The sequence below is a fragment of the Sphingopyxis sp. Q841 genome (genome assembly GCF_052384365.1).
GTDB classification, from domain to species: Bacteria; Pseudomonadota; Alphaproteobacteria; order Sphingomonadales; family Sphingomonadaceae; genus Sphingopyxis; species Sphingopyxis terrae_A.
Genome location: NZ_JBQSUM010000001.1, coordinates 307,532 through 330,341 on the forward strand (window position 1 = coordinate 307,532; position 22,810 = coordinate 330,341).

At 65.7% G+C, this 22,810-nt stretch carries 21 protein-coding genes; 8 read left to right on the forward strand and 13 right to left on the reverse strand.

Translation table 11 applies throughout. From position 1 onward, the window contains the following. Window positions 1-71 precede the first annotated feature (71 nt). From ACT17R_RS01620 to ACT17R_RS01630, 3 genes are all read right to left on the reverse strand, one after another. Window positions 72-845 (reverse strand): SPOR domain-containing protein, encoded by a 774-nt coding sequence (locus tag ACT17R_RS01620; RefSeq protein ID WP_234179892.1) that lies wholly within the window; start codon window positions 843-845, stop codon window positions 72-74. Continuing rightward, window positions 845-2,572 carry an arginine--tRNA ligase gene (argS, locus tag ACT17R_RS01625; RefSeq protein ID WP_444808849.1) on the reverse strand — a complete coding sequence of 576 codons (1,728 nt, stop codon included), beginning with the start codon at window positions 2,570-2,572 and terminating at the stop codon, window positions 845-847. The genes ACT17R_RS01620 and argS overlap by 1 nt, the downstream gene beginning before the upstream one ends. Before the next feature lie 139 nt (window positions 2,573-2,711). Further along, complete coding sequence (locus tag ACT17R_RS01630) at window positions 2,712-3,383, reverse strand: hypothetical protein (protein WP_003047809.1); 672 nt, start codon at window positions 3,381-3,383, stop codon at window positions 2,712-2,714. 146 nt (window positions 3,384-3,529) lie between these two features. Between ACT17R_RS01630 and ispH the strand changes: the two genes are divergently transcribed. The 3 genes from ispH to rnhA are packed head-to-tail and all read left to right on the forward strand — an operon-like array spanning window position 3,530 to window position 5,921. Continuing rightward, entirely contained in the window at window positions 3,530-4,504 is a 975-nt protein-coding gene (gene ispH / locus ACT17R_RS01635; RefSeq protein WP_062902772.1) for a 4-hydroxy-3-methylbut-2-enyl diphosphate reductase, read from the forward strand. After that, window positions 4,504-5,466 (forward strand): homoserine kinase, encoded by a 963-nt coding sequence (thrB, locus tag ACT17R_RS01640; protein ID WP_444808850.1) that lies wholly within the window; start codon window positions 4,504-4,506, stop codon window positions 5,464-5,466. The genes ispH and thrB overlap by 1 nt, the downstream gene beginning before the upstream one ends. An 8-nt stretch (window positions 5,467-5,474) precedes the next feature. Then, window positions 5,475-5,921 carry a ribonuclease HI gene (gene rnhA / locus ACT17R_RS01645; RefSeq protein ID WP_003047820.1) on the forward strand — a complete coding sequence of 149 codons (447 nt, stop codon included), beginning with the start codon at window positions 5,475-5,477 and terminating at the stop codon, window positions 5,919-5,921. Between the two features lie 202 nt (window positions 5,922-6,123). On the opposite strand, the gene ACT17R_RS01650 is transcribed toward rnhA, so the two are convergent. The 4 genes from ACT17R_RS01650 to aspS are packed head-to-tail and all read right to left on the reverse strand — an operon-like array spanning window position 6,124 to window position 10,239. Then, window positions 6,124-6,660: a DnaJ domain-containing protein gene (locus ACT17R_RS01650; RefSeq protein ID WP_062903249.1), complete on the reverse strand. Its 537-nt coding sequence runs from the start codon at window positions 6,658-6,660 to the stop codon at window positions 6,124-6,126. 53 nt (window positions 6,661-6,713) lie between these two features. Then, the gene (locus tag ACT17R_RS01655; RefSeq protein WP_062902774.1) at window positions 6,714-7,499 is read right to left on the reverse strand and encodes a polyphosphate kinase 2 family protein; all 786 of its coding nucleotides are present in this window, start codon (window positions 7,497-7,499) and stop codon (window positions 6,714-6,716) included. Between the two features lie 60 nt (window positions 7,500-7,559). Then, window positions 7,560-8,444: an alpha/beta fold hydrolase gene (locus tag ACT17R_RS01660; protein WP_444808851.1), complete on the reverse strand. Its 885-nt coding sequence runs from the start codon at window positions 8,442-8,444 to the stop codon at window positions 7,560-7,562. 4 nt (window positions 8,445-8,448) lie between these two features. Beyond that, window positions 8,449-10,239: an aspartate--tRNA ligase gene (aspS, locus tag ACT17R_RS01665; RefSeq protein WP_062902776.1), complete on the reverse strand. Its 1,791-nt coding sequence runs from the start codon at window positions 10,237-10,239 to the stop codon at window positions 8,449-8,451. Between the two features lie 192 nt (window positions 10,240-10,431). On the opposite strand from aspS, the gene rnd reads away from it, so the two are divergent. Next, complete coding sequence (rnd, locus tag ACT17R_RS01670; RefSeq protein ID WP_062902777.1) at window positions 10,432-11,625, forward strand: ribonuclease D; 1,194 nt, start codon at window positions 10,432-10,434, stop codon at window positions 11,623-11,625. A 29-nt stretch (window positions 11,626-11,654) separates the two neighbouring features. On the opposite strand, the gene ACT17R_RS01675 is transcribed toward rnd, so the two are convergent. From ACT17R_RS01675 to ACT17R_RS01690, 4 genes are read right to left on the reverse strand one after another with little or no spacing between them, the layout of a single operon-like run. Continuing rightward, window positions 11,655-13,139, reverse strand: a complete 1,485-nt coding sequence (locus ACT17R_RS01675) for a Ppx/GppA family phosphatase (RefSeq protein ID WP_444808852.1) — start codon at window positions 13,137-13,139, stop codon at window positions 11,655-11,657. Between the two features lie 3 nt (window positions 13,140-13,142). Continuing rightward, complete coding sequence (locus ACT17R_RS01680) at window positions 13,143-15,314, reverse strand: RNA degradosome polyphosphate kinase (protein ID WP_234179883.1); 2,172 nt, start codon at window positions 15,312-15,314, stop codon at window positions 13,143-13,145. After that, window positions 15,305-15,961: an HdaA/DnaA family protein gene (locus ACT17R_RS01685; RefSeq protein WP_003047844.1), complete on the reverse strand. Its 657-nt coding sequence runs from the start codon at window positions 15,959-15,961 to the stop codon at window positions 15,305-15,307. Before ACT17R_RS01685 ends, ACT17R_RS01680 begins: the two co-directional genes overlap by 10 nt. Further along, complete coding sequence (locus ACT17R_RS01690) at window positions 15,961-17,232, reverse strand: hypothetical protein (RefSeq protein ID WP_062902779.1); 1,272 nt, start codon at window positions 17,230-17,232, stop codon at window positions 15,961-15,963. The genes ACT17R_RS01685 and ACT17R_RS01690 overlap by 1 nt, the downstream gene beginning before the upstream one ends. 85 nt (window positions 17,233-17,317) lie before the next feature. Between ACT17R_RS01690 and purM the strand changes: the two genes are divergently transcribed. The 4 genes from purM to ACT17R_RS01710 all read left to right on the forward strand — a co-directional run bounded on the left by purM (window position 17,318) and on the right by ACT17R_RS01710 (window position 21,660). After that, the gene (gene purM, locus ACT17R_RS01695) at window positions 17,318-18,436 is read left to right on the forward strand and encodes a phosphoribosylformylglycinamidine cyclo-ligase (protein ID WP_263587455.1); all 1,119 of its coding nucleotides are present in this window, start codon (window positions 17,318-17,320) and stop codon (window positions 18,434-18,436) included. A 114-nt stretch (window positions 18,437-18,550) separates the two neighbouring features. After that, window positions 18,551-19,501, forward strand: a complete 951-nt coding sequence (gene purN / locus ACT17R_RS01700; RefSeq protein ID WP_062902781.1) for a phosphoribosylglycinamide formyltransferase — start codon at window positions 18,551-18,553, stop codon at window positions 19,499-19,501. A gap of 182 nt (window positions 19,502-19,683) precedes the next feature. Beyond that, window positions 19,684-21,129: a cardiolipin synthase gene (cls, locus tag ACT17R_RS01705; protein ID WP_444808853.1), complete on the forward strand. Its 1,446-nt coding sequence runs from the start codon at window positions 19,684-19,686 to the stop codon at window positions 21,127-21,129. A gap of 102 nt (window positions 21,130-21,231) precedes the next feature. After that, window positions 21,232-21,660: a phage tail protein gene (locus tag ACT17R_RS01710; protein WP_062902783.1), complete on the forward strand. Its 429-nt coding sequence runs from the start codon at window positions 21,232-21,234 to the stop codon at window positions 21,658-21,660. Between the two features lie 53 nt (window positions 21,661-21,713). Here ACT17R_RS01710 and ndk read toward each other — a convergent pair whose 3' ends face one another. Together ndk and ACT17R_RS01720 are read right to left on the reverse strand one after the other, a co-directional pair. Beyond that, window positions 21,714-22,136 carry a nucleoside-diphosphate kinase gene (ndk, locus tag ACT17R_RS01715; protein WP_003047863.1) on the reverse strand — a complete coding sequence of 141 codons (423 nt, stop codon included), beginning with the start codon at window positions 22,134-22,136 and terminating at the stop codon, window positions 21,714-21,716. 102 nt (window positions 22,137-22,238) lie between these two features. Then, window positions 22,239-22,775, reverse strand: coding sequence for a hypothetical protein (locus ACT17R_RS01720; protein WP_186402327.1), 537 nt, complete (start codon window positions 22,773-22,775; stop codon window positions 22,239-22,241). Window positions 22,776-22,810: the final 35 nt, after the last annotated feature.

The window sequence follows — 22,810 nt, forward strand, 5'->3', positions numbered from 1 at the left end:
ATCGGCCAAGGGATCGACTATGCCATAGCCGGTGCGGCGAACCAACGGCGGGTGCGGCAAAACGGGCGATATCAACGAACGACGACGCAATTTTCGCCCGCAACACGCAATTTTCCGCACAAATTCGATGCGTTAGCCGCCGTACCCGTCGCCACGCGCAAACGGTAGACGGTGCCGCTCCCGGTCTTCACCGGCGAAACGAACCGGTTCAATTCGGACAGATAGGCAAAGCGCTTGCTCAGATTGCCCCACGCCTTGTTCGCCGCCGCCTCGCTGCTGAACGCGCCAAGCTGAACCAGTCCGGTCGCGGCGCCAGCCGCCTCGGCCTGCGCGCCTGTCGCTTCGCCGGTCTTGACCGACATCGCCGCGGGCTTGGGCTTGCCCTTGTCAGCCGCCGCGATCCGCGCCGCTTCGGCCTTTGCAGCGGCGGCCTTGTCGGCCTGCGCCTTCGCGGCCTCGGCCTGCGCCATCGCGTCGCGTTCGGCGGGTGTCACTGCGGGTTCCTCGGGCATGCGGCTCGGATCGACCTTGCCCCCGGGGGTCAATCCTTCACTCGCCGCAAAACTCGCTGCGCCCTCACCCTCGAACGTCTTGGCGCCGTCGGTCTTTGGCGGCACTTTGTAGTCGCCCTTGTCGGCGACGATCAGCTCGCCCTGCCCGCGCGCGCCGCCGTTCTGGACCCACCACAGCCCGCCGAGCACAGCACCGATCAGCAGAAGCCCGCCGAGCACCATGATGAGCAGGCGCGCGGGCGAGACTTCGGCATCATCCTCGAAACCTTCGGCGGGTTCCAGCCACGGCAGGCGATCCTCGTCCTCCAGCCCCAATCCCGCATCCGTCGCCATCACGCCATCTCCTCGAGCGCCTCCACCCCCATCAGGTGCAGCCCGTTGCGGATAACCTGCCCGATTCCATCGGCCAAATAAAGGCGGGTTGCGGTCAGTTCGGCGTCATTTGCCAAAATGATACGGGCGTCGGGCCGATCGTTGCCCATGTTCCACCACGCATGAAAGGCCGCGGCGACATCGCCCAGATAAAAGGCGATGCGATGCGGCTCGCGCGCCGTCGCCGCCGCCTCGACCGTGCGCGGGAATTGCGCGAGCAGCTTGACCAGCCCCAGCTCATAGGCGTTGAGCCGCGCGATGTCGGGCGCCGCCGCAGCGATACCCGCATCGGCGAGCTTGCGCTTCAGCGATGCGATCCGCGCATGGGCATATTGAACATAGAAGACCGGATTGTCGCGCGACGCCTCGACCACCTTGGCAAAGTCGAAATCCATCTGCGCGTCAGCCTTGCGCGTCAGCATGGTAAAGCGCACCGCATCCTTGCCGACCTCATCGACGATGTCGGCGAGCGTGAGGAAATTGCCCGCACGCTTCGACATCTTGAACGGCTCGCCATTCTTGAGCAGCCGGACCATCTGGACCAGCTTGACGTCGAACTTCTTGGCGCCGCCGGTCAGCGCCGCGACCGCCGCCTTGATGCGCTTGACCGTCCCCGCATGGTCGGCGCCCCAGATGTCGATCAGCTCGTCGGCATCCTGCGCCTTCTGATAATGATAGGCGAGGTCGGCGCCGAAATAGGTCCAGCTCCCGTCCGATTTCTTGATCGGCCGGTCCTGATCGTCGCCGAACTTGGTCGAGCGGAACAGCGGCAGTTCAACCGGCTCCCAATCCTCGGGCGTCTCGCCCTTCGGCGCTTCGAGCACACCGTCATAGACCAGGTCATGCTCGCGCAGCCATTTTTCGGCGGCGGCGGGCTTGCCCTCGGCCTGCAGCTCGGCCTCCGACGAGAAGAGATCATGATGGATGCCCAGCTTGGCGAGGTCGGCGCGGATCATGTCCATCATCGCGCTCACCGCCTCGGCGCGGAACAGGCCGAGCCACGCACTTTCGGGCGCGCCGACATAACGGTCGCCATATTCGGCGGCGAGCTTTTCAGCGACGGGCTTCAGATAATCGCCGGGGTAGAGCCCCTCGGGAATCGCGCCGATATCTTCGCCCAGCGCCTCGCGGTAGCGCATGTGGACCGAGCGCGCGAGCACATTGACCTGCGCACCGGCGTCGTTGACATAATATTCGCGCGTGACCTTGTGCCCCGAATATTCGAGCAGCGCCGCCAGCGCGTCGCCCACCACCGCGCCGCGGCAATGGCCCACGTGCATCGGGCCGGTCGGGTTCGCCGACACATATTCGACATTGACGCGCCGCGCGGCGCCCATCGCCGAGCGGCCATAATCGCCCGCCTCGGCATGGATCAGCGCCAGCTCGCCGCGCCAGCTATCGTCGGCGACGCGCAGGTTGATGAAGCCCGGTCCGGCGACGCTCGCTTCGGTCACTTCGCCGATCGCCGTCAGTTCGGCGACGAGCAGTTCGGCGAGCGTGCGCGGGTTCGTCCCTGCGGGCTTGGCGAGCACCATTGCGGCGTTGGTCGCGACATCGCCATGCGCCGGGTCGCGCGGCGGCTCGACGCTGATCGCCCCGCGATCGAGCCCGGAGGGCAGTGCCCCGCGCGCGACAAGCGCATCCAGAGCGGTATCGATATGGTCGGAAAAACGGCTGAACAGGGTCATGGGTCAGGTCAATCTTCGGTCAAAAGGTCGGTCGGCGCCCTACCGCAGCTTGGCAGGCACGAAAAGCCCCGCGTCGCCCGGATGGCGGCGCAGGGTGAAACGGATGCGAACGGCGCGCGCATGCGCGCCGCCGCGACGCCTATCGTCGGACGTTATATTCGAGCTGTTCCTGCGTCAGCTGAAAGCCGACGAGCAGTTCGAAGCTCGCGCGCTGCACCGCGGCGCGCACTTCGGGGATGCTCAGCGGGTCGATCGCGGCGTCGGCATCGCCGGCGCGGCGCTTGCGGTTGATGCGTTCCTGCACATCAGCGGGCAGCGTCGCGGCGGCGCGGTCGACATAGGCGGCCGCCTGGGCATGGCCGCTGCCGCGCGTCTGGCCTTCGGGGAAGGAGACGGTGACGGTGCCGAGCCGCTTGGCCACGACCGCGGTGCCGCCCTGGACGACAGTCGCGAAATAGGGAAGCTCGACCGTCCGGGCCGGGCCGGCATCGCGGCGCGTCGCCACGACGTCGAAATCGGCAAGCTGATAGACTTTCTCCGCCTGGTCGTTGCACTGCGGCACAACATGGGTGATCGTCGCGACGACGTCGACCGCGCTCGCATCGCGGCTCGTCGCCGGATCGAACAGCGTGATGTCGCCGGTGTGCAGCGGCACGGCAACCGCCGGACAAGCGCTGCGCGTCGCGGTGATGCCGACGCCCGACGACAGGTCGATATCATTGTCCTTCGCGCACCCCGCGACCATGACCATGGCGGCCGCGCCGCACAGCATGGCGATTGATTTACGGGGCGGGACGAAACTGGGCATCATGATATAGCTTTCCAATCAGGCGCGGGCCGCGGAGGACGAACGTCACCGCTCCATGCGCGCCGCTTCTTATCGGTGCGATGAACAAGGCGCAACATGGACGAAGCGGCTTTACCTTGTCACGGCCGCTGCGCTAGAGCGCGCGGGTCATGACAGATCTTACGCAATCCGCCGCCGAAGCCCCGGAACTCAAGGTTTTGGTGGCTGCCCCACGCGGCTTTTGCGCCGGCGTCGACCGGGCGATCCGCATCGTCGAGCTCGCGATCGAGCGTTATGGCGCGCCCGTCTATGTCCGGCACGAGATCGTCCATAACCGCTATGTCGTTGAATCGCTGAAGGCGAAGGGGGCGATTTTCGTCGAATCGCTCGATCAGGTACCCGACGGCGTTCCGGTCGTGTTCAGTGCGCACGGCGTTCCCAAGGCGGTTCCGGCAAAGGCCGAAGCGCGCGGGCTCGACTATATCGACGCGACCTGTCCGCTGGTATCCAAGGTCCACAAACAGGCCGAGCGCGCCAACGAACAGGGCCGTCACATCATCTTCATCGGCCACGCCGGCCACCCCGAAGTCATCGGCACGCTCGGCCAATTGCCCGATGGCGCAATGACGCTGGTCGAATCGGTCGACGATGTCGCCGCGCTGTCGCCCGCCGATCCCGATAATCTCGCCTTCCTGACCCAGACCACATTATCCGTCGACGACACGCGCGACATCGTGGCGGCGCTGCAGCATCGCTTCCCCACCATCCAGGGGCCGCGCGGCGAGGATATCTGCTATGCCACGTCGAACCGGCAGGAAGCAGTGAAAGCAATCGCCGGCCAGTGCGACCGCGTCATCGTCATCGGCGCGCCCAACAGCTCGAACAGCCTGCGTCTCGTCGAAGTCGCGGAACGGCTCGGCACCCCTGCCCACCTCGTCCAGCGCGGCACCGACGTCGAACCCGCATGGCTGGCGGGGATCGCGACGCTTGGCATTACCGCCGGAGCCAGTGCGCCAGAAACACTGGTGCGCGAGGTAATCGACGCGGTCGCGGCGCATCGCGCGATCGTCGAAGATGTCGTCGTCACGGCCGAGGAGCATATGACCTTCAAGCTCCCCCGCGGGCTCGAGCCGGCGGCCGCCTGATGGCCGTCTATACCGCGGTCGACCCCGACGATCTCGCCGCGCTGGTCGGCCGTTACGACATCGGCACGGTGCTGTCGTGCAAGGGCATTGCCGAGGGCGTCGAAAACAGCAACTTCCTGCTCGAAACGACCGGCGGGCGCTTCATCCTGACGCTGTACGAAAAGCGGGTGCAGGAGGGCGACCTGCCCTTCTTTGTCGATCTGCTCGGCCATCTCGCACGGCGAGGCTGCCCGGTGCCGGCGATGATCCGCGACCGCGACGGCCGCGCGATCCAGCAGATTTCGGGGCGCCCCGCCTGCATCATCCAGTTTCTCGCGGGCATTTCGCTGACGCATCCGACCCCCGCGCAATGCGCCGCTGCGGGTGCCGCGCTCGGCGCGATGCACAAGGCGGTCGAAGATTTTTCCGGCGCCCGTGAAAACAGCATGGGCCGCGCGCATTGGCGCGGCGTCGCCGCCGCTGCGGGCGATCTGGACACCGTGCTTGCCGGGCTGCAGGCAATCGTCGATGGCGAGCTTGCCTTCCTCGACGATCGCTGGCCGGCAGACCTGCCGCGCCACGTCATCCACGCCGACTTGTTCCCCGACAATGTGCTGATGCTCGGCGATCGCGTGACCGGTCTCATCGACTTTTATTTCGCGGCGACCGACTTTCGCGCCTTTGACCTCGCGGTCACCCATGCCTCTTGGACCTTTTCCGACGACGGCCGGACCTGCGACAGTGCCCGCGCGTCGGCGCTGATGCGCGGCTATGCTTCGGAAATCGATCTCAGCGCAAACGAAGTCGCCGCGCTGCCGCTGCTCGCACGCGGCGCTGCGCTGCGCTTTCTGCTCACCCGCGCGCACGATTGGATCCACACCCCCGCTGATGCGCTGGTCACACGCAAGGATCCCGCGCCCTTCCTCGAACGCCTGCGCCGCTACCAGGCCGCCGACGCCGCCGACCTGTTCCGCGCGGGATGAGCGCTGCAATGGGCAAAGGCCATACCGTAATCGTGGCGACCGACGGCGCCTGCAAGGGCAATCCCGGCCCCGGCGGCTGGGGTGCGGTGCTGCGCTGGGGCGATGTCGTCAAGACGCTGTCGGGCGGCGAGGCGGATACCACCAACAACCGCATGGAGTTGCTCGCCGCGATCGAGGCGCTCGCCGCGCTCAAGCGCCCGTGCAAGGTCGAACTGTCGACCGACAGTGTCTATGTCCGCGACGGCATCACCAAATGGGTCCATGGGTGGCAGCGCAACGGCTGGAAGACCGCCGCGAAAAAGCCTGTCGCCAACGCCGACCTGTGGCAACGCCTGGTGCGCGAGGCCGCACGGCACGAGATCGAATGGCTGTGGGTCAAGGGCCACGCCGGCCACGGTGACAACGAACTCGCCGACAAGCTCGCGAGCGACGCCGCGTTGGCGATCAAACGCTAGGCGGCACGGGCCGACACGATGCGGCTAACCCTGTGCGGCAGTGGGGAGCAGCAGACGTTGCCGAAATCTCTTTTGCGTACCCCGGCGAAGGCCGGGGTCCACGGCCCTGTGCCGGCAATGTCAGCGCTGGACGCCCTGGACCCTGGCCTTTGCCGGGGTAAACAATATCAATGCCGCCCCTCTATTCGTTCGCAAAGCGCGCTCAGGCCGGCTTCCAGCTCTTGCGGTCTTCGGCCTGCTTCAGCACCTCGAACGCCGCCTGCCCGGCCGCGAAGCGTTTGGCAGCGTCGGCGTCGCCGGGCTTGACGTCGGGGTGGCATTCCTTGGCATAGGCGCGCCAGGCCTTTTTGGCCGCGTCGAAGTCGGCGTCGCTGTCGAGCCCGAACACCTCCAGCGCGCGCATCTCGTCCGCGCTGCGACTGCCGTCGCCCGGGCCGCCCCAGCCATAATGCTGTGCGCGGGCGTAACTGCGTGCGCCCTGCGCCTCTTCGGCGGCGCGCGCCGCGGCGTCTTCGGCGCTCAGGCCTGCGAAATAGTCCCAGCCGCGATTATATTCAGCGGCATGGGCTTCGCAGAAATACCAGCGTTCAGGACTGTTGGGCGATTTGGGTGCGGGGCATCGTCCGGGGGCGTCGCAACCATGGCGGTCGCACAGACGAACCTTTTGCGCCTCGCGGCCCTGCCCATAGGCGCGCCAGCGGGGGAAACCCCAATCGTCGGATCTCTTGGCGCGGCTCATCGGGACCATGTAGCGGCTCACGGCAGCGATTGCTACCCGAGCCGGCCAAAATCCTAAGTCTTTGGTTTATATCCGAACGCCTTTTGCGCCAGCTTCACGACAGCGGGATCGCGGTCGGGCGGGGTCATCGGAACCGCCGCCTCCAGCGTGGCCGCAACATGCGACAGCGCCGCGATCCGCGCCGCCTTCTTGTTGTTGCCGTCGATAACCTTCCACGGCGCCCAGCGCGTATCGGTGTGCGCGAACATGTCGTGCATCGCGTCCAGATAGGCGCCCCGGTGCGCGCGGTTGCGATAATCCTCGGGCCCGGTTTTCCAACGCTTCCACGGATCGTCGAGGCGGTCGGCAAGGCGCTTGTCCTGCTCGGCCTGAGTCACATGGACGAACAGCTTGACCAGATTGGTGCGGCTGCCGGTCAGCTGCGCCTCGAACTCGTTGATCTCGTCAAAGCCCTTGCGCCATTCGGCCTCGGTCGCGAACCCCTCGACCCGCTCGACAAGGACGCGGCCGTACCAGCTCCTGTCAAAGATCGAGATGTCGCAATTGCCAGGCAGGCGGGTCCAGAAACGCCACAGGAAATGACGCGCCTTTTCCTCGTCGGTGGGGGCGCCGATCGGCCAGACCTCGAAATAGCGGGGATCGAGCTGCGCGGTCAGGCGCTGGATGATCCCGCCTTTCCCCGCCGCGTCCCAGCCTTCGAGCATGATGATGCTGCGCTGCCCATGGGTGATGTGCGCCGCCTGGACATTTTCGAGCCGCGCCTGCAGCGCCGCCAGATCCTTGGCGTAATCGCCGTCATATTTGGCGCCGGCTTCATAGTCGGCGAGGTCGATCGTCATCCATCCATCCCCTTGGTCCGCGACCGCTGCTAACACAGCAGCGCGGTCGATGCGACGGGGTTAACCCTGAATGGCGGCAAGATCGGCGAGCAGCGCGGCGACGCGCGCGGGGTCTTCCATCGGGATGAAATGACTATGCTCGTCCCAGCGCTCGTCGCGCACCGCGCCGATATGCGCGCCGAGCCCCGGCGAGGTGGGACTTTGGGAAAAGTCCATCGAATCGCCGCGTTCGCCGCTCGGCGCGCGGATCAGCGTCACCGCCGCCGCCAGCCCCGATAGCCAGCGATAGGGGTCGATGCGCAGCGCATTCTGATAGACCGACGCCTCGAGGCGCGGCGGACAGGCCAACTCCAGCCCCGTCCCTCCGGACGCGGGCAGCAGGCCATAGCGGCAATAATCATCCAGCACCGCCGGTTGCCAATGTGCATAGGGCGGACGATCGGCGAAGCGCGCGCGCATCTGTTCTGCGCTGTCCCAATTATCGCGCCGACGCGCCACGGGATGCTCGGCGGGATCGGGGATCGGCAGCGCATCCTGACCCTCATAGAGGTCGGGCGCCATGATGACCGGATCGATCAGGACAAGGTGACGAAAGGCATCGGGCCGCTGCGCCGACAGGCGGGTCAGCGCATGCCCGCCCATGCTGTGCCCGCACCCGATCAGCGGCGTTCCGGCAAAGCGATCGATGAGCGGCAACAGCGCGTCGCCGGTCGCGCCCCAATCGGCGAGCGTCGCGGGGCGATAGCTGCGCCCATGCCCGCGATGATCGGGCGCGATGACATGCGTGCCTTGCGGCAAGGCGGCGACGACCTGGTCCCACAGCCGCGCATGAAATCCCGTCGCATGAAGCAGCAGCAGCGGCGGCCCCGCCCCCGCGGTCCCCCATTCGAACCAGCAGATGTCGCCTTCCGGCGTAGCGAGCCGGTGTTCGCGCGGCCCGTTCATTGGGTCAGCTCTTCGGCCCGTCCACCAGACGGATATGCAATTCCTTGAGCTGCTTCTCGGAGACCGGTGCCGGTGCGCCCATCATCAGATCTTCGGCCTTTTGCGTCATCGGGAAGACAATCACCTCGCGAATGTTCGGCTCGTCGGCGAGCAGCATCACGATGCGGTCGACGCCCGGCGCCGAACCGCCATGCGGCGGCGCACCGAACTTGAAGGCGTTGATCATGCCCGCGAAATTGGTGTCGACATCCTGCTGGCTGTAGCCCGCAATCTCGAACGCCTTGTACATGATATCGGGGCGGTGGTTCCGGATCGCGCCCGACGACAGTTCGACGCCGTTGCAGACGATGTCATATTGATAGGCGAGGATGTCGAGCGGGTCCTTGGTTTCCAGCGCCTCCATCTCGCCCTGCGGCATCGAGAAGGGATTGTGGCTGAAATCGATCTTGCCGGTTTCCTCGTCGGCCTCGAACATCGGGAAATCGACGATCCAGCAGAATTCGAAGCGGCTCTTGTCGATAAGATCAAGCTGTTCGGCGACGCGGGTGCGTGCAAGACCGGCGAGCTTCGCCGCCTTGGCTTCCGGGCCCGCGGCGAAGAAGATGCCGTCGTTCGGGCCGAGACCCATCGCATCGGCGATTGCCTTCATGCCTTCCTGGCCGTGGTTGTTGGCGATCGGGCCGCCGAACACGCCGTCTTTCTGCGTCGCATAACCCAGCCCCGGAAAACCCTCGGACTGCGCCCAGCTGTTCATTTCGTCGAAGAATTTGCGGCTCTTCTCGTGCGTTTCGGGCGCGGCAACGGCGCGGACGACCTGCCCTTCCTCGACCATCGAGGCGAAGCGGCCGAAGCCCGAGCCCTTGAAGAAATCGCCCACGTCATGGACGAGCAGCGGGTTGCGCAGGTCGGGCTTGTCGCTGCCATATTTCAGCATCGATTCGCGGTAGGGAATGCGCTGGAACGGCAGCGGCGACACGGTGCGGCCCTTGCCGTCGAAATCGGCGAACTCCTCGAACACGCCGTGCAAGACGGGTTCGATGGCGTTGAAGACGTCGTCCTGCGTGACGAAGCTCATCTCGAAATCGAGCTGGTAGAATTCGCCCGGCGAACGGTCGGCGCGCGCATCCTCGTCGCGGAAACAGGGTGCGATCTGGAAATAGCGATCGAAGCCCGCAACCATAAGCAGCTGCTTGAACATCTGCGGCGCCTGCGGCAGCGCATAGAATTTACCGGGGTGGACGCGGCTGGGCACCAGATAGTCGCGCGCGCCCTCGGGGCTGCTCGCGGTCAGGATCGGGGTCTGGAACTCGGTGAAGCCCTGGTCGATCATACGGCGGCGCAGCGACGAAATGACGTTCGAGCGCAGCACGATATTCTTGTGCAGCCGTTCGCGGCGGAGATCGAGGAAGCGGTTGGTGAGGCGGATTTCCTCGGGATATTCGGCCTCGCCGAACACCGGCAGCGGCAGGCGGTCGGCCGCCGACTGCACCGTCACCGCGCTCGGATAGATTTCGATCTCGCCGGTCGCAAGCTTGGGGTTCAGCGTCTCGGGCGACCGCGCGGCGACCTTGCCGGTGAAGGTCAGGACGGACTCGGGGCCGACGCCATTGACCGTCGGATACAGGTCCGAATCCGTCTCCACCACGATCTGGGTGATGCCATAATGGTCGCGAAGATCGACGAAGAGCACATTCGCATGCTCGCGCGTCCGGTGCACCCAGCCCGAAAGACGGACTTCCTCGCCGACGTTGGCGGCGCGAAGGTCGGCGCATGTGTGGGTGCGATAGGCGTGCATTATGTTCGTCTTTCAAATGTCCGGGGAGGCGCGCCGGAAAACGTGCCAATATGGCCGCGCCTAAGGCAGGTCGCGGGGCCTTTTGTCAAGGGTGGACCCGCGATTCGCCCCGAACGGCGCCGCCCATGTCCCTGCGATGAACAGCGGTAAATTTTCCTGACGATTATGCTGCGGGCGCTGTATAGGCTCCCCATGCAAATTCATCCGTTAATCGAGTCCAGCGAAGCGCTTCACCAGTTTGTCGACCTGATCAAGGGCAGCGACTTCATCGCCGTCGACACCGAATTCATGCGCGAAAACACCTTCTGGCCCGAACTCTGCCTGATCCAGGTGGCCGATGCACACCACGCCGCCGCCGTCGATCCGATGGCGCCGGGCATCGACCTCGCCCCGCTGCTCGACCTGCTCGTCGACAATGAAGATGTGCTCAAGGTCTTCCACGCGGGCGGGCAGGATGTCGAAATCATCTTCAACCTGACCGGCAAGACGCCGCACCCGATCTTCGACACCCAGATCGGCCAGATGGCGCTCGGTCAGGCCGAACAGGTCGGCTATTCGAATCTCGTCGAGGCCTGGCTCGGCCTGCAGCTCGACAAGGGCGCGCGCTTTACCGACTGGAGCCGCCGGCCGCTCGACAAGCGGCAGATCGACTACGCGATCGGCGACGTCACCCATCTGGCCAAAATTTTCCCGATGATGCTCAAAAAGCTCATCAAGACGGGCCGCGGCCACTGGCTCGACGAGGAAATGGAAAAGCTCGCCGATCCGTCCAACTATGCGATCGACCCCGAAAAGGCGTGGCAGCGGATCAAGGTGCCGTCGCGCAAGCTCGACGCGCTCGGCCGGCTCAAGGCTCTCGCCGCATGGCGCGAGCGCGAGGCGCGCAACAAGAATCTGCCGCGCGGACGCATTGTCAAGGACGAGACGCTCGCCGACCTTGCCGCGCATCCGCCGAAAAATCAGGACGGCCTCGGCAGCGTGCGCGGCCTGTCGGCGACATGGCGGTCGAACGACATCGGCGGGCGGCTGATGGACGCGCTCGCGAGCGCTAAGCCGTTGCCCAAGGACGACATGCCCGACCGCGCCCCGCGCGGTCCGGGGCTGGGCAAGGAAGGCGCGCTCGTCGCCGATCTGCTCAAGCTGCTGCTCAAGATCCGCTCGCGCGAACTCAATGCCGCGGCGCGGCTCATCGCGCGCAGCGACGATCTCGAAGCGCTCGCGGCCGGGCGCCGTGACGATATCCCGATGATGAAGGGCTGGCGCTACGACGTGTTCGGCCACGCCGCGCTCGACCTTGTCGAAGGCCGCGTCGGCTTTGCGGTCAAGAACGGCAAGCTGGTAATGAGCGAGATCGAAGCCCCCGCTCCGGCCGAAACCGACGCCTGAGGGCGCACCTGCGCGCCCTCCCATTCTGTTCAGAGCAGCACCAGCTCCGGTTTGACTCCGAACGCCTGCGCCAGCGCGCGCAGGCGCCGGTCGACCGATTCGCCCGCCAGATGATGCCAGCCGGGATCGAGGCTGAGCCGCAGCTTGCCGTCGTCGAGTGCGATGGCGCTCGCCTTGAGCGGCGCCTCCACCCCGCCGGTGAGCCGCTGCGCCAGCCGGATGGCAAGCCCCCACTGCCGCGCCCGGTCGATGCGGTCCGCCGGAACGAGGCTGGTCATCGCGGGAAAATCGATGTCGGCGCCGCCGAACCCGGCGTGCAGCGCGCGCGCGAGCAGGATGCGGCCCGGAATGTCGATGCTGCGCCAGTTGCCGTGCAGCCCGATCTCGGTCCCGCGTTCGGCACGGAAATCGGGGTTTGCCGACCAGGCGACATCGCTGAGCAGGCTGGCGGCGAGCCGGATGCGGCTGTCGCTCGCCTCCTCATTGGCGAACAGCGGCGCGATCCACTCGGCGATCGCGCGGCCGTGCGGGGCGAAGCGAGCAAGTCGTCGTCCCTCGAACTCCGCCGCGACGATCAGCGGATCCTGCGCCCGGGTCGCGGGGTCGAGCGCCTGATAGAGCAACCCTTCGCGCAGCCCCGATGAGGAGACGGTCATCTCGGGCACGTCGATGATATTGACCAGCGCCGCGAGCAGCGCCGCGGCATCGGGGAGCGTTGCAGCGCGGTTCGACGCCATCCCCGGAATCGCGCGCAACTCCTCGAAACTCATCCGTTTTGTCGCGCGCAGCAGCCGGCGCAGCGCGGCGCGCGGCATCACATGATGGTCGAGCACCGGCAGCGGGTCCTGCGTCAGTTCGATGTCGAGACGCGACAGCGCGCGCCACGATCCGCCGACAAGATAGAGCGGCAGCCCGGTCATATTGTCCGGCCAGCCCGCGCCCTTGAGCATCTTGCGCACGGATCGCTCGAAAGCCTGCTGCCCCTGCTTGCGCAGCGCGGGCAGGCGCAGCACGCCGAGCGGGAAGGACACGCGCCGCCCGACGGTGCCGCCCGACACTTCGGCCAGCTCAAGGCTACCGCCACCTAGGTCGACCGCGATGCCGTGCGCGTCGGGGATTGCCGAGATGACGCCGCAGCCCGCCGCTTCGGCTTCTTCTTCGCCCGACAGCAGGCGGATCTTCAATCCCGCCTCGGCAGCACCGGCGATGAAATCGGGGCCGTTCTCTGCATCGCGCACCGCCGCGGTCGCGACGCATTGCAGGTCCTTCACCTCCATGTGCCGCGCGAGCAGCGCATAGCGGCGCAGCGCGATCAGCCCGCGTTCGGCATCTTCGGGCGCGATGCGATTGTCGATCGCGAGCCCGCGGCCCAACCCGGCCGGCACCTTTTCGTTGAAGATCACCGCGGGCGCGCGCGGCGGCCCTTCATAGACGACGAGGCGGACCGAGTTGGACCCGATATCGATGACGGCGGAACGATGGGCGGTCAGTCTGGTGGATCGGGCGATCGGCAAGTGTCAGTCTTCGCGCATGTTAAAATCGAGGGTCGGAACATCCTGCCGCTTGTGCAGCGCGGTCCCGCGCCCCGAAAGCGAGGGGTTGTTCATGAAATAATGGTGCAGGTTAAACGGCTTGTCGCCCGGATCGACGCGCACATAGGTGCCGTCGGCCTGCAGCACCCAGCTTTGTTCATTGTCGATCAGATTGGCAACGAGCACCTGATCCAATATCTGGTCGTGGACGGTCGGGTTTTCGATCGGGATCATATATTCGACGCGGCGATCGAAGTTGCGCGGCATCCAGTCAGCGCTCGAGATATAAAGCTTGGCGCGCTGGTGCGGCAGGCGCGATCCGTTGGCGAAGGCCCAGATGCGGCTATGTTCGAGGAAACGGCCGACGACCGATTTGACGCGGATCGTCTCCGACAGGCCGGGAACGCCGGGACGCAGGCAACAGATGCCGCGCACGATCAACTCGATCGGCACCCCCGCCGCGCTCGCTTCGTAAAGCTTGTCGATGATGCCGGGATCGACAAGGCTGTTCATCTTCGCCCACAGCCCCGACGGCAATCCCGCCCGCGCCGCCGCAATCTCGGCATCGACAAGCTCGCAAAGATGCGCGCGCATGTTGAGCGGCGACATCGTCACCAGCTCGAGCCGCTCGGGCTCGACATAGCCGGTGATATAATTGAACAGTTGCGCCGCATCGCGCCCCGCGCGCGGATCGGCCGTGAAGAAGCTGAGGTCGGTATAGATGCGCGCGGTGATCGGGTGGTAATTGCCCGTACCGAAGTGGCAATAGGTCCGGTACCCCTGCCCCTCGCGGCGCACGACCATCGAGATTTTGGCGTGCGTCTTCCACTCGATGAAACCGTAGACGACCTGCACCCCGGCGCGTTCGAGCTGGTTCGCCCAGAGTAGATTCTGCTCCTCGTCGAAGCGCGCCTTGAGTTCGACAACCGCCGTCACCGACTTGCCCGCCTCGGCTGCCTCGATTAGCGCGCGGATGACGGGCGACTGGTTGCCGGCACGATAGAGCGTCTGCTTGATCGCGACGACATCTGGATCGGCGGCTGCCTGCCGGAGAAAGGACACGACGACGTCGAAGCTTTCATAGGGGTGATGGACGACGATGTCCTTGGACCGGATCGCCGCGAAACAATCGCCGCCATGTTCGCGGATGCGTTCCGGAAAACGCGGCGAATAGGCCGGGAATTTCAGGTCGGGGCGATCGACATCGACCAGCGCAGACAGCGCCGCGAGCCCTACGAAACCGCCGATCTTCGCCACGATCGCTTCATGCCCCTGAATATCGGCGTTGAGCACTGCGGCCAGTTCGGCCGGCATGTCGGCCTCGAGTTCGAGCAGGATCACCCGCCCGCGCCGGCGGCGGCGGATCGCGGTGCGGAACAGGCGCACCAGATCCTCGGCCTCTTCCTCGATTTCGATGTCGCTGTCGCGGATGATGCGGAACACGCCGATCGAGCGGCTCGTATAGCCGGGGAAAATCAGGTCGGCGAACAGTTCGACCAGATATTCGATCGGCACGAAGCTCGTCGCCTCGCCCGGTACCGGCACCAGTCGCGGCAGCGAAGCGGGGATCATCACCAGTTCGCGCACCGTGTCGCCCGTCGCCTGGCGCTGGAGATCGAAGATCACGCCAAGGCCGCGGTTGGGGATGAAGGGAAAGGGGTGCGCAGGATCGAGCACCTGCGGCGTCAGGATCGGGAATATCTGTTCGCTGAAATATTGGCGGAGCGAAGCGCGCAGTCGCTCGCGCTCCGACCCGGCGCCATGAACGATGACCCCTTGTTCGGCGAGCAGACCGTGCAGCTTCTGCCACTCGCTCTGCTGTTCGTCGACGAGCCGGTTCACCTCGGCCTCGATCTCGGCGAGCTGCTGCCCCGGCGAGCGGCCGTCGGCCGACGGATCGTCGATCCCCTGAAGCTGCTGCCCCTTCAGGCCGGCGACGCGGACCATGAAGAATTCGTCGAGATTGCTCCCCGAAATCGACAGGAAGCGCAGCCGCTCGAGCAAGGGATGCGCCGGATTGCGCGCCTCCTCCATCACCCGCCGGTTGAAGGCGAGCCACGACAGTTCGCGGTTGAAAAAGCGGTCGGGGTTCTTCTTGTCGAAGTCCGGAACCACCGGATCATTATCGGCGCGAAGGGGCTGACCGGTTATCGACATGTGCCTGTTTCCTGCCTTTCGAGCAAATCGGGATCGATGAGCCCCTGTGACAGTAATGTTTCACGCGTAAGACGAATGCTAATGGCGCGCCCTTTTTCGAGCGATGCCGCGTCGAGCGCCGCAACGACGCGGTGGATCATCGCATAGCTGCGCTCCATCCGCGGCACGACATAGGCGGCGACGTCCGGCGAAATCGCCATCCCGCGCTGGGCAAAAAGTGCGTCGATCAGGTCGCGTGCCAGGCAATCGTCGGGCTCGCCGATCGTCAGCACCGGCACTGCGCGCAACCGCGAAGCAAGGTCGGGAAGCGCGATCGCCCATTCGGACGGCGGCGCATCGGCAATGATGAGCAGGGGCGTTCCCGACGCCTGCGCCGCGTTCCAGGCGTGGAAAATCTCCTCTTCGGACACGCTGGCATGACCATCGATCACGCGCCCGCCCGATTCGCGTGCGAACAGCCGCCCCATCAGGCTGCGCCCCGATCCGCGCGGCCCGGTCAGCACCGCAGTGCGCACCGGCCAGGTCGCGACATGGCGCAGATAGCGCACCGCGTCGGCGTTGCTCGTCCCGACGATCAGCGGACCGTCATTGGCGCCGCCCGCGCTCCAGTCGAGCGGCAGCGCGATCTGTCCCGAACCACGAGGCATCAGCGACTGATCCTGAGCTGGCCGCCGCCTTCCTGCACCTTGAAACCGCGCGCCGCGAGCGCCGCCTTCAGTGCGCCGACGTCGCCGCGGAAGGTGACGCGCATCACCGACATGCCGCCGAGCGCGAGACTGCTCGTCGCGGCCGACTGGACTCCCGAAATGCCGCCCACGGCGCGTTCGGTCGCCGAAACCGATTCGACGTCGGGTGATGCATATTGGACCGTGAAGGTCTGCAGCCCCGCAGGCGCCGTCGTCGGCAGGCTGGTGTCGGTCTCGCCGGCCACCACAGTCTCGTCAGTCGCCACCTCTTCGGGCAGATCCTCCTTCTCGACCGGCTTTTCGAGCACGAGATAGGCGTCGGTGCGCAGCTGTCCGGCGGCGAGCGCCTGCGTGTAGAGCGCATCCATCCGTGCCACCGCCTTTTCCATCATGTCGGGAATCGCGGCGGCGTTGGGCGCGGTCATCGTGAAGGCGCCGATCAGGCGGTTGTCGGGACTGTAGCGCGCGGCGAAATGGCCCGTCACCGGTCCGCCGGGATAGCTGTATTCGACCCGCGCGATCGGAATCAGCACGTCGGCTGCGCCATATTGGTCGAGGATGACGCGCCACCAGACGCGGCCGCGCCGTCCGGTCTGCCCCGGATTGAGCAGCAGCGTGTCGGCGCCGGTGCCCGCGGTGCGGACATAGTCGATCGCGCTCTGCCCGGTATTATATTCGGCCCAGGCGCGCTGCCACGCGCTGCGCTGTTCGAATACCTGCTGAATGCCGTCGATCGAATAGACGGGAATCACCAGCAGCGGCGGCGAACGCAGGGTGCGGCCGCTGACGCCGAGGATCTGCCCGGCACGGACGCGGTCGAACTGGACGCCCAGCGTCGCGACATAGCGGCGCGGCCCGACCTGTTCCTTTTCCACCACGATCGCGGTGACGATGCCGTCGAGTACCGAATCGGACAGCGCCGGACCGTCGCTGCCGTTGGTCTTGCGATAGAGTTGCTGCCACCCCTTGCGCTGCGCCTCGCGCCATCCCTTTTCGCGCGCATCCTCCGGATTGTCGCCGGTGACGTCGATCGCGATGCCGCTCGCCAGAAAATCGCCGCTGCTGTTGATCGGCGTGATCCCGCGGTCGCCATGCGCGATCTGCCCCTGGACGACGCCGACGACAAGAATCAGCGTGAGGAAGCCGAGCAGGACGGCAAGCCGCCGGTCGCGGCCAAGAATTCCGCCAAGGTCGATGCGCGGAAGCGGGCGAAGGGATAGGGCGGAAATCATCTCTTCTCTGTTCTTTGCCCCGAAGTGCGGAGCCGGACAAGGAAATCATGGCATTTGTCGGCCGGAAGCGTTAGTCGCGCGGGCCATGGATTCCAAGCACAACCCGCCCGACGGCCAACCCGCCTCCTACACCTATGCGCAGGCCGGCGTCTCGATAGAGACCGGCAATGCGCTGGTCCGGGCCATCGCCCCGCTTGCCCGCGCAACACGCCGCCCCGGCGCCGATGCCGACCTCGGCGGCTTTGGCGGCTTTTTCGACCTGAAAGCGGCGGGGTTCGACGATCCGCTGCTCGTCGCCGCGAACGATGGCGTGGGCACCAAGCTCAAACTCGCGATCGACGCGGGCAAGCATAACGGCGTCGGCATCGACCTCGTTGCCATGTGCGCCAACGACCTCATCGTGCAGGGCGCCGAGCCGCTGTTCTTCCTCGACTATTATGCCACCGGCAAGCTCGACAATGCGATCGCGACCGAAGTGGTCGCCAGCATCGCGGAGGGCTGCAAGCAGGCGGGCTGCGCGCTGATCGGCGGCGAAACTGCCGAGATGCCGGGGATGTATTCGGACGGCGACTATGATCTTGCGGGCTTTTGCGTCGGCGCGGTCGAGCGCGACCAGGTACTCACCGCCGACAAGGTCGCGGCGGGCGACGTGATCCTCGGCCTCGCTTCGTCGGGGGTGCATTCGAACGGCTTTTCGCTCGTGCGCCGCCTCGCCGCCGACAAGGGCTGGAAGCTCGACCGCCCGGCGCTGTTCGATCAGACCGTCCTGCTGATCGACGCGCTGATGGCGCCGACGCGCATCTATGTGAAAAGCCTCCTGCCGCTCGTGAAGACCGGCAAGGTCCATGCGCTCGCGCACATCACCGGCGGCGGCCTGCTCGAAAATATCCCCCGCGTGCTGCCCAAAACGCTCCACGCGCATATCGATGCCGACGCCTGGGACCAGCCGCGGCTGATGGCGTTCCTGCAGGCGCAGGGCAATATCGAGCCCGAAGAAATGGCGCGCACTTTCAACTGCGGGATCGGCATGGCAGTCGTCGTCGCCGAACGCGACGTCGCGGCCGCGACCGAAACGCTCGAAGCAGCCGGCGAAACCGTCCACCGCATCGGCCACATCGCGGCGGGCGAAAAGGGCTGCACCGTGTCGGGCGGCGCGGAAACGTGGAGCGCGATGGGTGCGTGGAGCGCCACGCACCACGGCTGACGCACATTTCCGTTCGCCCTGAGCTTGTCGAAGGGCCGTCCTTCCCTTTGGACCTTGAAAGAGAAGAACAGTGCTTCGACAAGCTCAGCACGAACGGATTGAAAGGGTGGCGCCGTGATGAAAGCGAAAGTCGCGGTCCTCATCTCGGGCGCCGGGACAAATATGGCGGCGCTGCTCTATGCCGCAAAGGCCGCCGGCTGCCCTTATGAACTGGTGCTGGTCGCGAGCAACAACCCGGAAGCGCCGGGCCTCGCGCTCGCCGCTGCCGAAGGCATTGCGATCTGGGCGCAATCGCACAAGGAAATGTCGCGCGCCGCCTTCGACGCGCTGGTCGACGAACGGCTACGTGCCGCCGGCGCCGACTATGTCGCGCTTGCGGGCTATATGCGCATTCTCAGCGACGATTTCGTCGCCGGCTGGACCGACCGGATGCTCAACATCCATCCCAGTCTGTTGCCGCTCTACAAGGGGCTCGACACCCATCAGCGCGCGATCGACGCTGGCGACCGTTTCGGGGGGTGCAGCGTCCACATTGTCACGCCCGCACTCGACGATGGGCCGGTGCTGGCCCAGACCCCGGTCGCGATCGTGCCCGGCGACACCGCTGAAACATTGGCGGAACGCGTCCGTTTTGCCGAGCATCAGCTCTATCCCGCCGCGCTCGCCGCCTTCGTGACGCGCGAACGCGCACCCGACTGGCTGCTCGGCCGTGTCCGCACGCTGGCGATGGCGTTGCCCGAAGCCGACGAAGTGACGTCGCACGGCATGCCCTGTTTTGGCATCGTCAAGGGCAAGAAATTCGCCTATTTCACGCACGACCACCATGGCGACGGCAAGACCGCGCTGCTGGTCAAGATCAGCGGCGCCGACGAGCAGGCGCAGCTCATCGAACTCGACGAAGCGCGCTATTACCGCCCCGCCTATTTCGGCGACGGCTGGATCGGCATCCGCCTCGACCTCGGCGATACCGACTGGGATGCGATCGGCGACTGGCTCCGCAAGAGCTGGCTGGCGATCGCGCCTAAAAAGCTCGCGGGGCTGATGGGGGTGGCGGAGGAATTTTAGGCTCGGGCCGCAGTCAGCCAATTCGTCATCGCGAGCGGAGCGAAGCAACCCAGAGCAGATTACGCCCGCCCGGGATTGCCGCGTCGCTTCGCTCCTCGCAATGACGCCAAGGATTCCCCACCTTTCCCCTCCCCCAAAATTCGCACTGGCATTTTGCGCCAAAGCACGATGAACTGGCGGCGATGGAGTATGATTTCGCCCTGATCCTGTGGGCCGCGTACATCGCGGTCTTCATCGTCATCCTGGGCCGGATCATCCTGCGGCCGCAGCGCGAGCCCGCCTCACGGCTCGCGTGGTTGATCGCGACGATCGCGGTGCCGGTCGTCGGCATCCTCGCCTATCTGCTGCTCGGCGAGGCGCGGATCAGTGCTAAGCGCCGCGCGCGCTATGCCGCGATCGAGGCGCATCTGCCGCACCCCAGCGAGAAGGACGCCGTCCGCCGCGCGCTCGCCCGCAGCGCCTGGGCGGCGCCCTTCGCGCTCGCCGAAACGGTGAACGCGCTGCCGCCGACCGCGGGCAATCGCGCCCGTCTCGCCGCCGACAGCAACGCCGCGATCCGCGAGATGGTCGACGACATCGACAATGCGAAGTCGACCGTCCACCTCTGTTTCTATATCTGGCTCGCCGACAGTAACGGCTTCCGGATCAAGGACGCGCTGGTCCGCGCGGCCCGGCGCGGCGTGAAGGTCCGCGTCCTCGCCGACGCGCTGGGCTCGCGCGGTTTCATCCGGTCGGCCTATTGGATCGAGCTCGAAAATGCCGGAGTCGATGCGCGCATCGCGCTGCCGATCGGCGGGCTCATCTGGACGCTGATCCGCGGGCGCTTCGACCTGCGCAATCACCGCAAGCAACTCATCATCGACAATCGCATCGCCTGGTGCGGCAGCCAGAATCTCGCGGACCCCGAATTTCGCATCAAGTCGAAATATGCGCCATGGGTCGACATCATGACGCGCTGGGAAGGCCCGGTAGTGCGAGACTGCCAGTTTGTCTTTGCCGCCGACTGGGAAAGCGAGCGCGGCGACGACATCGGCGACCTTTTGCAGGACGATGCCGAGCCGCCTGCCGCCGCCGACCCGGGCATCGCGGCGCAGGTGATCGCGACCGGCCCCAATGTTCGTTATGCCGCGATGACCGCCTGTTTCACCGCGCTCATCCATTCGGCGCGGCACGAGCTGGTCGTCACCACCCCCTATTTCGTCCCCGACGAACAATTGCTCTTCGCGCTGCTCGACTGCGCGCGGCGCGGCGTCGCGACGGTGATGATCGTGCCGCACCGCAACGATAGCCGCGTCGTCGCGGGCGCGAGCCGCAGCTATTATGCCGACCTCGTCGACGCGGGGGTAAAGCTCTACGAATATCGTCCCGGCCTGCTCCACGCCAAGACGATGGTGGTCGACGGCGAAGTCGCACTGATCGGCTCCGCCAACCTCGATCGCCGCAGCTTCGAACTCAATTTCGAGAATAATATCCTGTTACGTGACAAGGCTTTCGCTACCGAACTTCGTACGCGGCAGGAAGTCTACCGCGCCGATTCGATACCCGTCGGCGCCGCCGATGTCGCATCCTTCGGCATCGTCCGGCGGCTGTGGCAAAACCTCGTCGCGACGGTCAGTCCGCTGCTCTAGCGCCAGCCGCTCCGCCACCGCCCGTTCCACCTGATTGCGGGCATGTTGACAGCGCTCCGCCCCTTCCCGAGAAGTGCGCTGCTAGATCTGGGGGATTTGACGATGGGCAAGGAATTCAATGCATTTTCGATCGTGGGCGTGGCGCTGCTGGCGACATCTGTGCCAGCTCATGCAGCGAGCGACCCTTTTATCGGCGAAGTAATGATGACAGCCGCGACCTTCTGTCCGCGCGGTTGGACCGAAGCCAATGGCCAACTCGTATCAATCAGCGAGAATATGGCGCTTTTTTCGTTGCTGGGAACGACTTATGGCGGGGATGGGAGCAAGACCTTTGCGCTCCCCGATCTGCGGGGACGCGCGCCGGTTCATGTAGGTAACGGCCGTGACGTACCGCCGCTGGTGCTCGGCCAAAAGGGCGGCAACAGCAGCGTCGCCCGCGACCCCGCGGCGTCGGGCGCAGTCAAAACGCAGCCGACACTAGCCATTCGCTACTGCGTCGCGATCCAAGGCATCTACCCGTCGCGCAACTGAAAAAGGCCGCCGGATCACTCCGGCGGCCTCTTTGGCCTTGCGGCTCGGCTGGTTCAGCCGACGATTTCTTCGGGCTTGAAGAAATAGGCGATTTCGATCGCCGCATTTTCGTCGCTGTCGCTGCCGTGCACCGTGTTCGCTTCGATGCTTTCGGCCAGCTCCTTGCGGATCGTGCCGGGGGCCGCATCCTTGGGGTTGGTAGCGCCCATCACGTCGCGGTTACGCTGCATCGCATTCTCGCCTTCGAGAACCTGGACGACGACCGGACCCGAGGTCATGAATTCGACGAGTTCGCCGAAGAAGGGGCGTTCCTTGTGGACCGCGTAAAAGCCCTCGGCCTGTTCCTTTGTCATGTGGATGCGCTTCGACGCGACGACGCGCAGGCCGGCGTCTTCCAGCATCTTGGTGACGGCGCCGGTGATGTTGCGGCGGGTCGCGTCGGGCTTGATGATCGAAAAGGTGCGGGTGACCGCCATTGGGAAAGCTCCTGCTTTATATCTTGTCGGAATGGGCGCGCCTCTAGCCGCGCTTTCGCCGCTCCGCAAGCAAAGAGCGCGGGGGCCTTTCCCGGCGCCGGATCAGCCGCCGTGGCCGTAGGTGATCGACCCGTTGACCATGTCGCCCGCCTGCGTCGCCGTGACCTGCACGCCCGACTTGCTGTCGCCAGGCCGTTCGGCGCCGAACATAGCGGTTTCGCCGGCCTTGACCTCGGTCGTGATCTTCATGCCCGCGGCCTCGGCCTGCTTGCGGAAATGCGCGATCACGTCAGCGGCCTGGCCCTTGACCTCAAAGCTCGCCATGCCGCCAGCGCCATCCTTGTTCGTCGCGGTGAAGCCGCCCGTAACCTTTGCGCCCGGATAGGGCGAGAAACCGGCGGGGAATTTCGCATTGCCCGCGCCGCCGCCGAACTGCATCTCGCCATCCTCGGTCTTGATGCTGATCGTGCCATTTTCGCCGCTGGTGTCGGACGTCACCTTATAGTCGGCGGTCTTTCCGGTTTCGGGGTCGGTGTAAGTGCCGCTGGCGACTTCCTTTTCAGATTTCGACCCGCACGCCGAAAGCGTTATCGCCAGCGCGATCGCGGTGCCAAGCGTCAATGTCCTGAGTGTCGCCATAATCTACCTCCTGCTGCCCCGAATCTCTCGGCTGC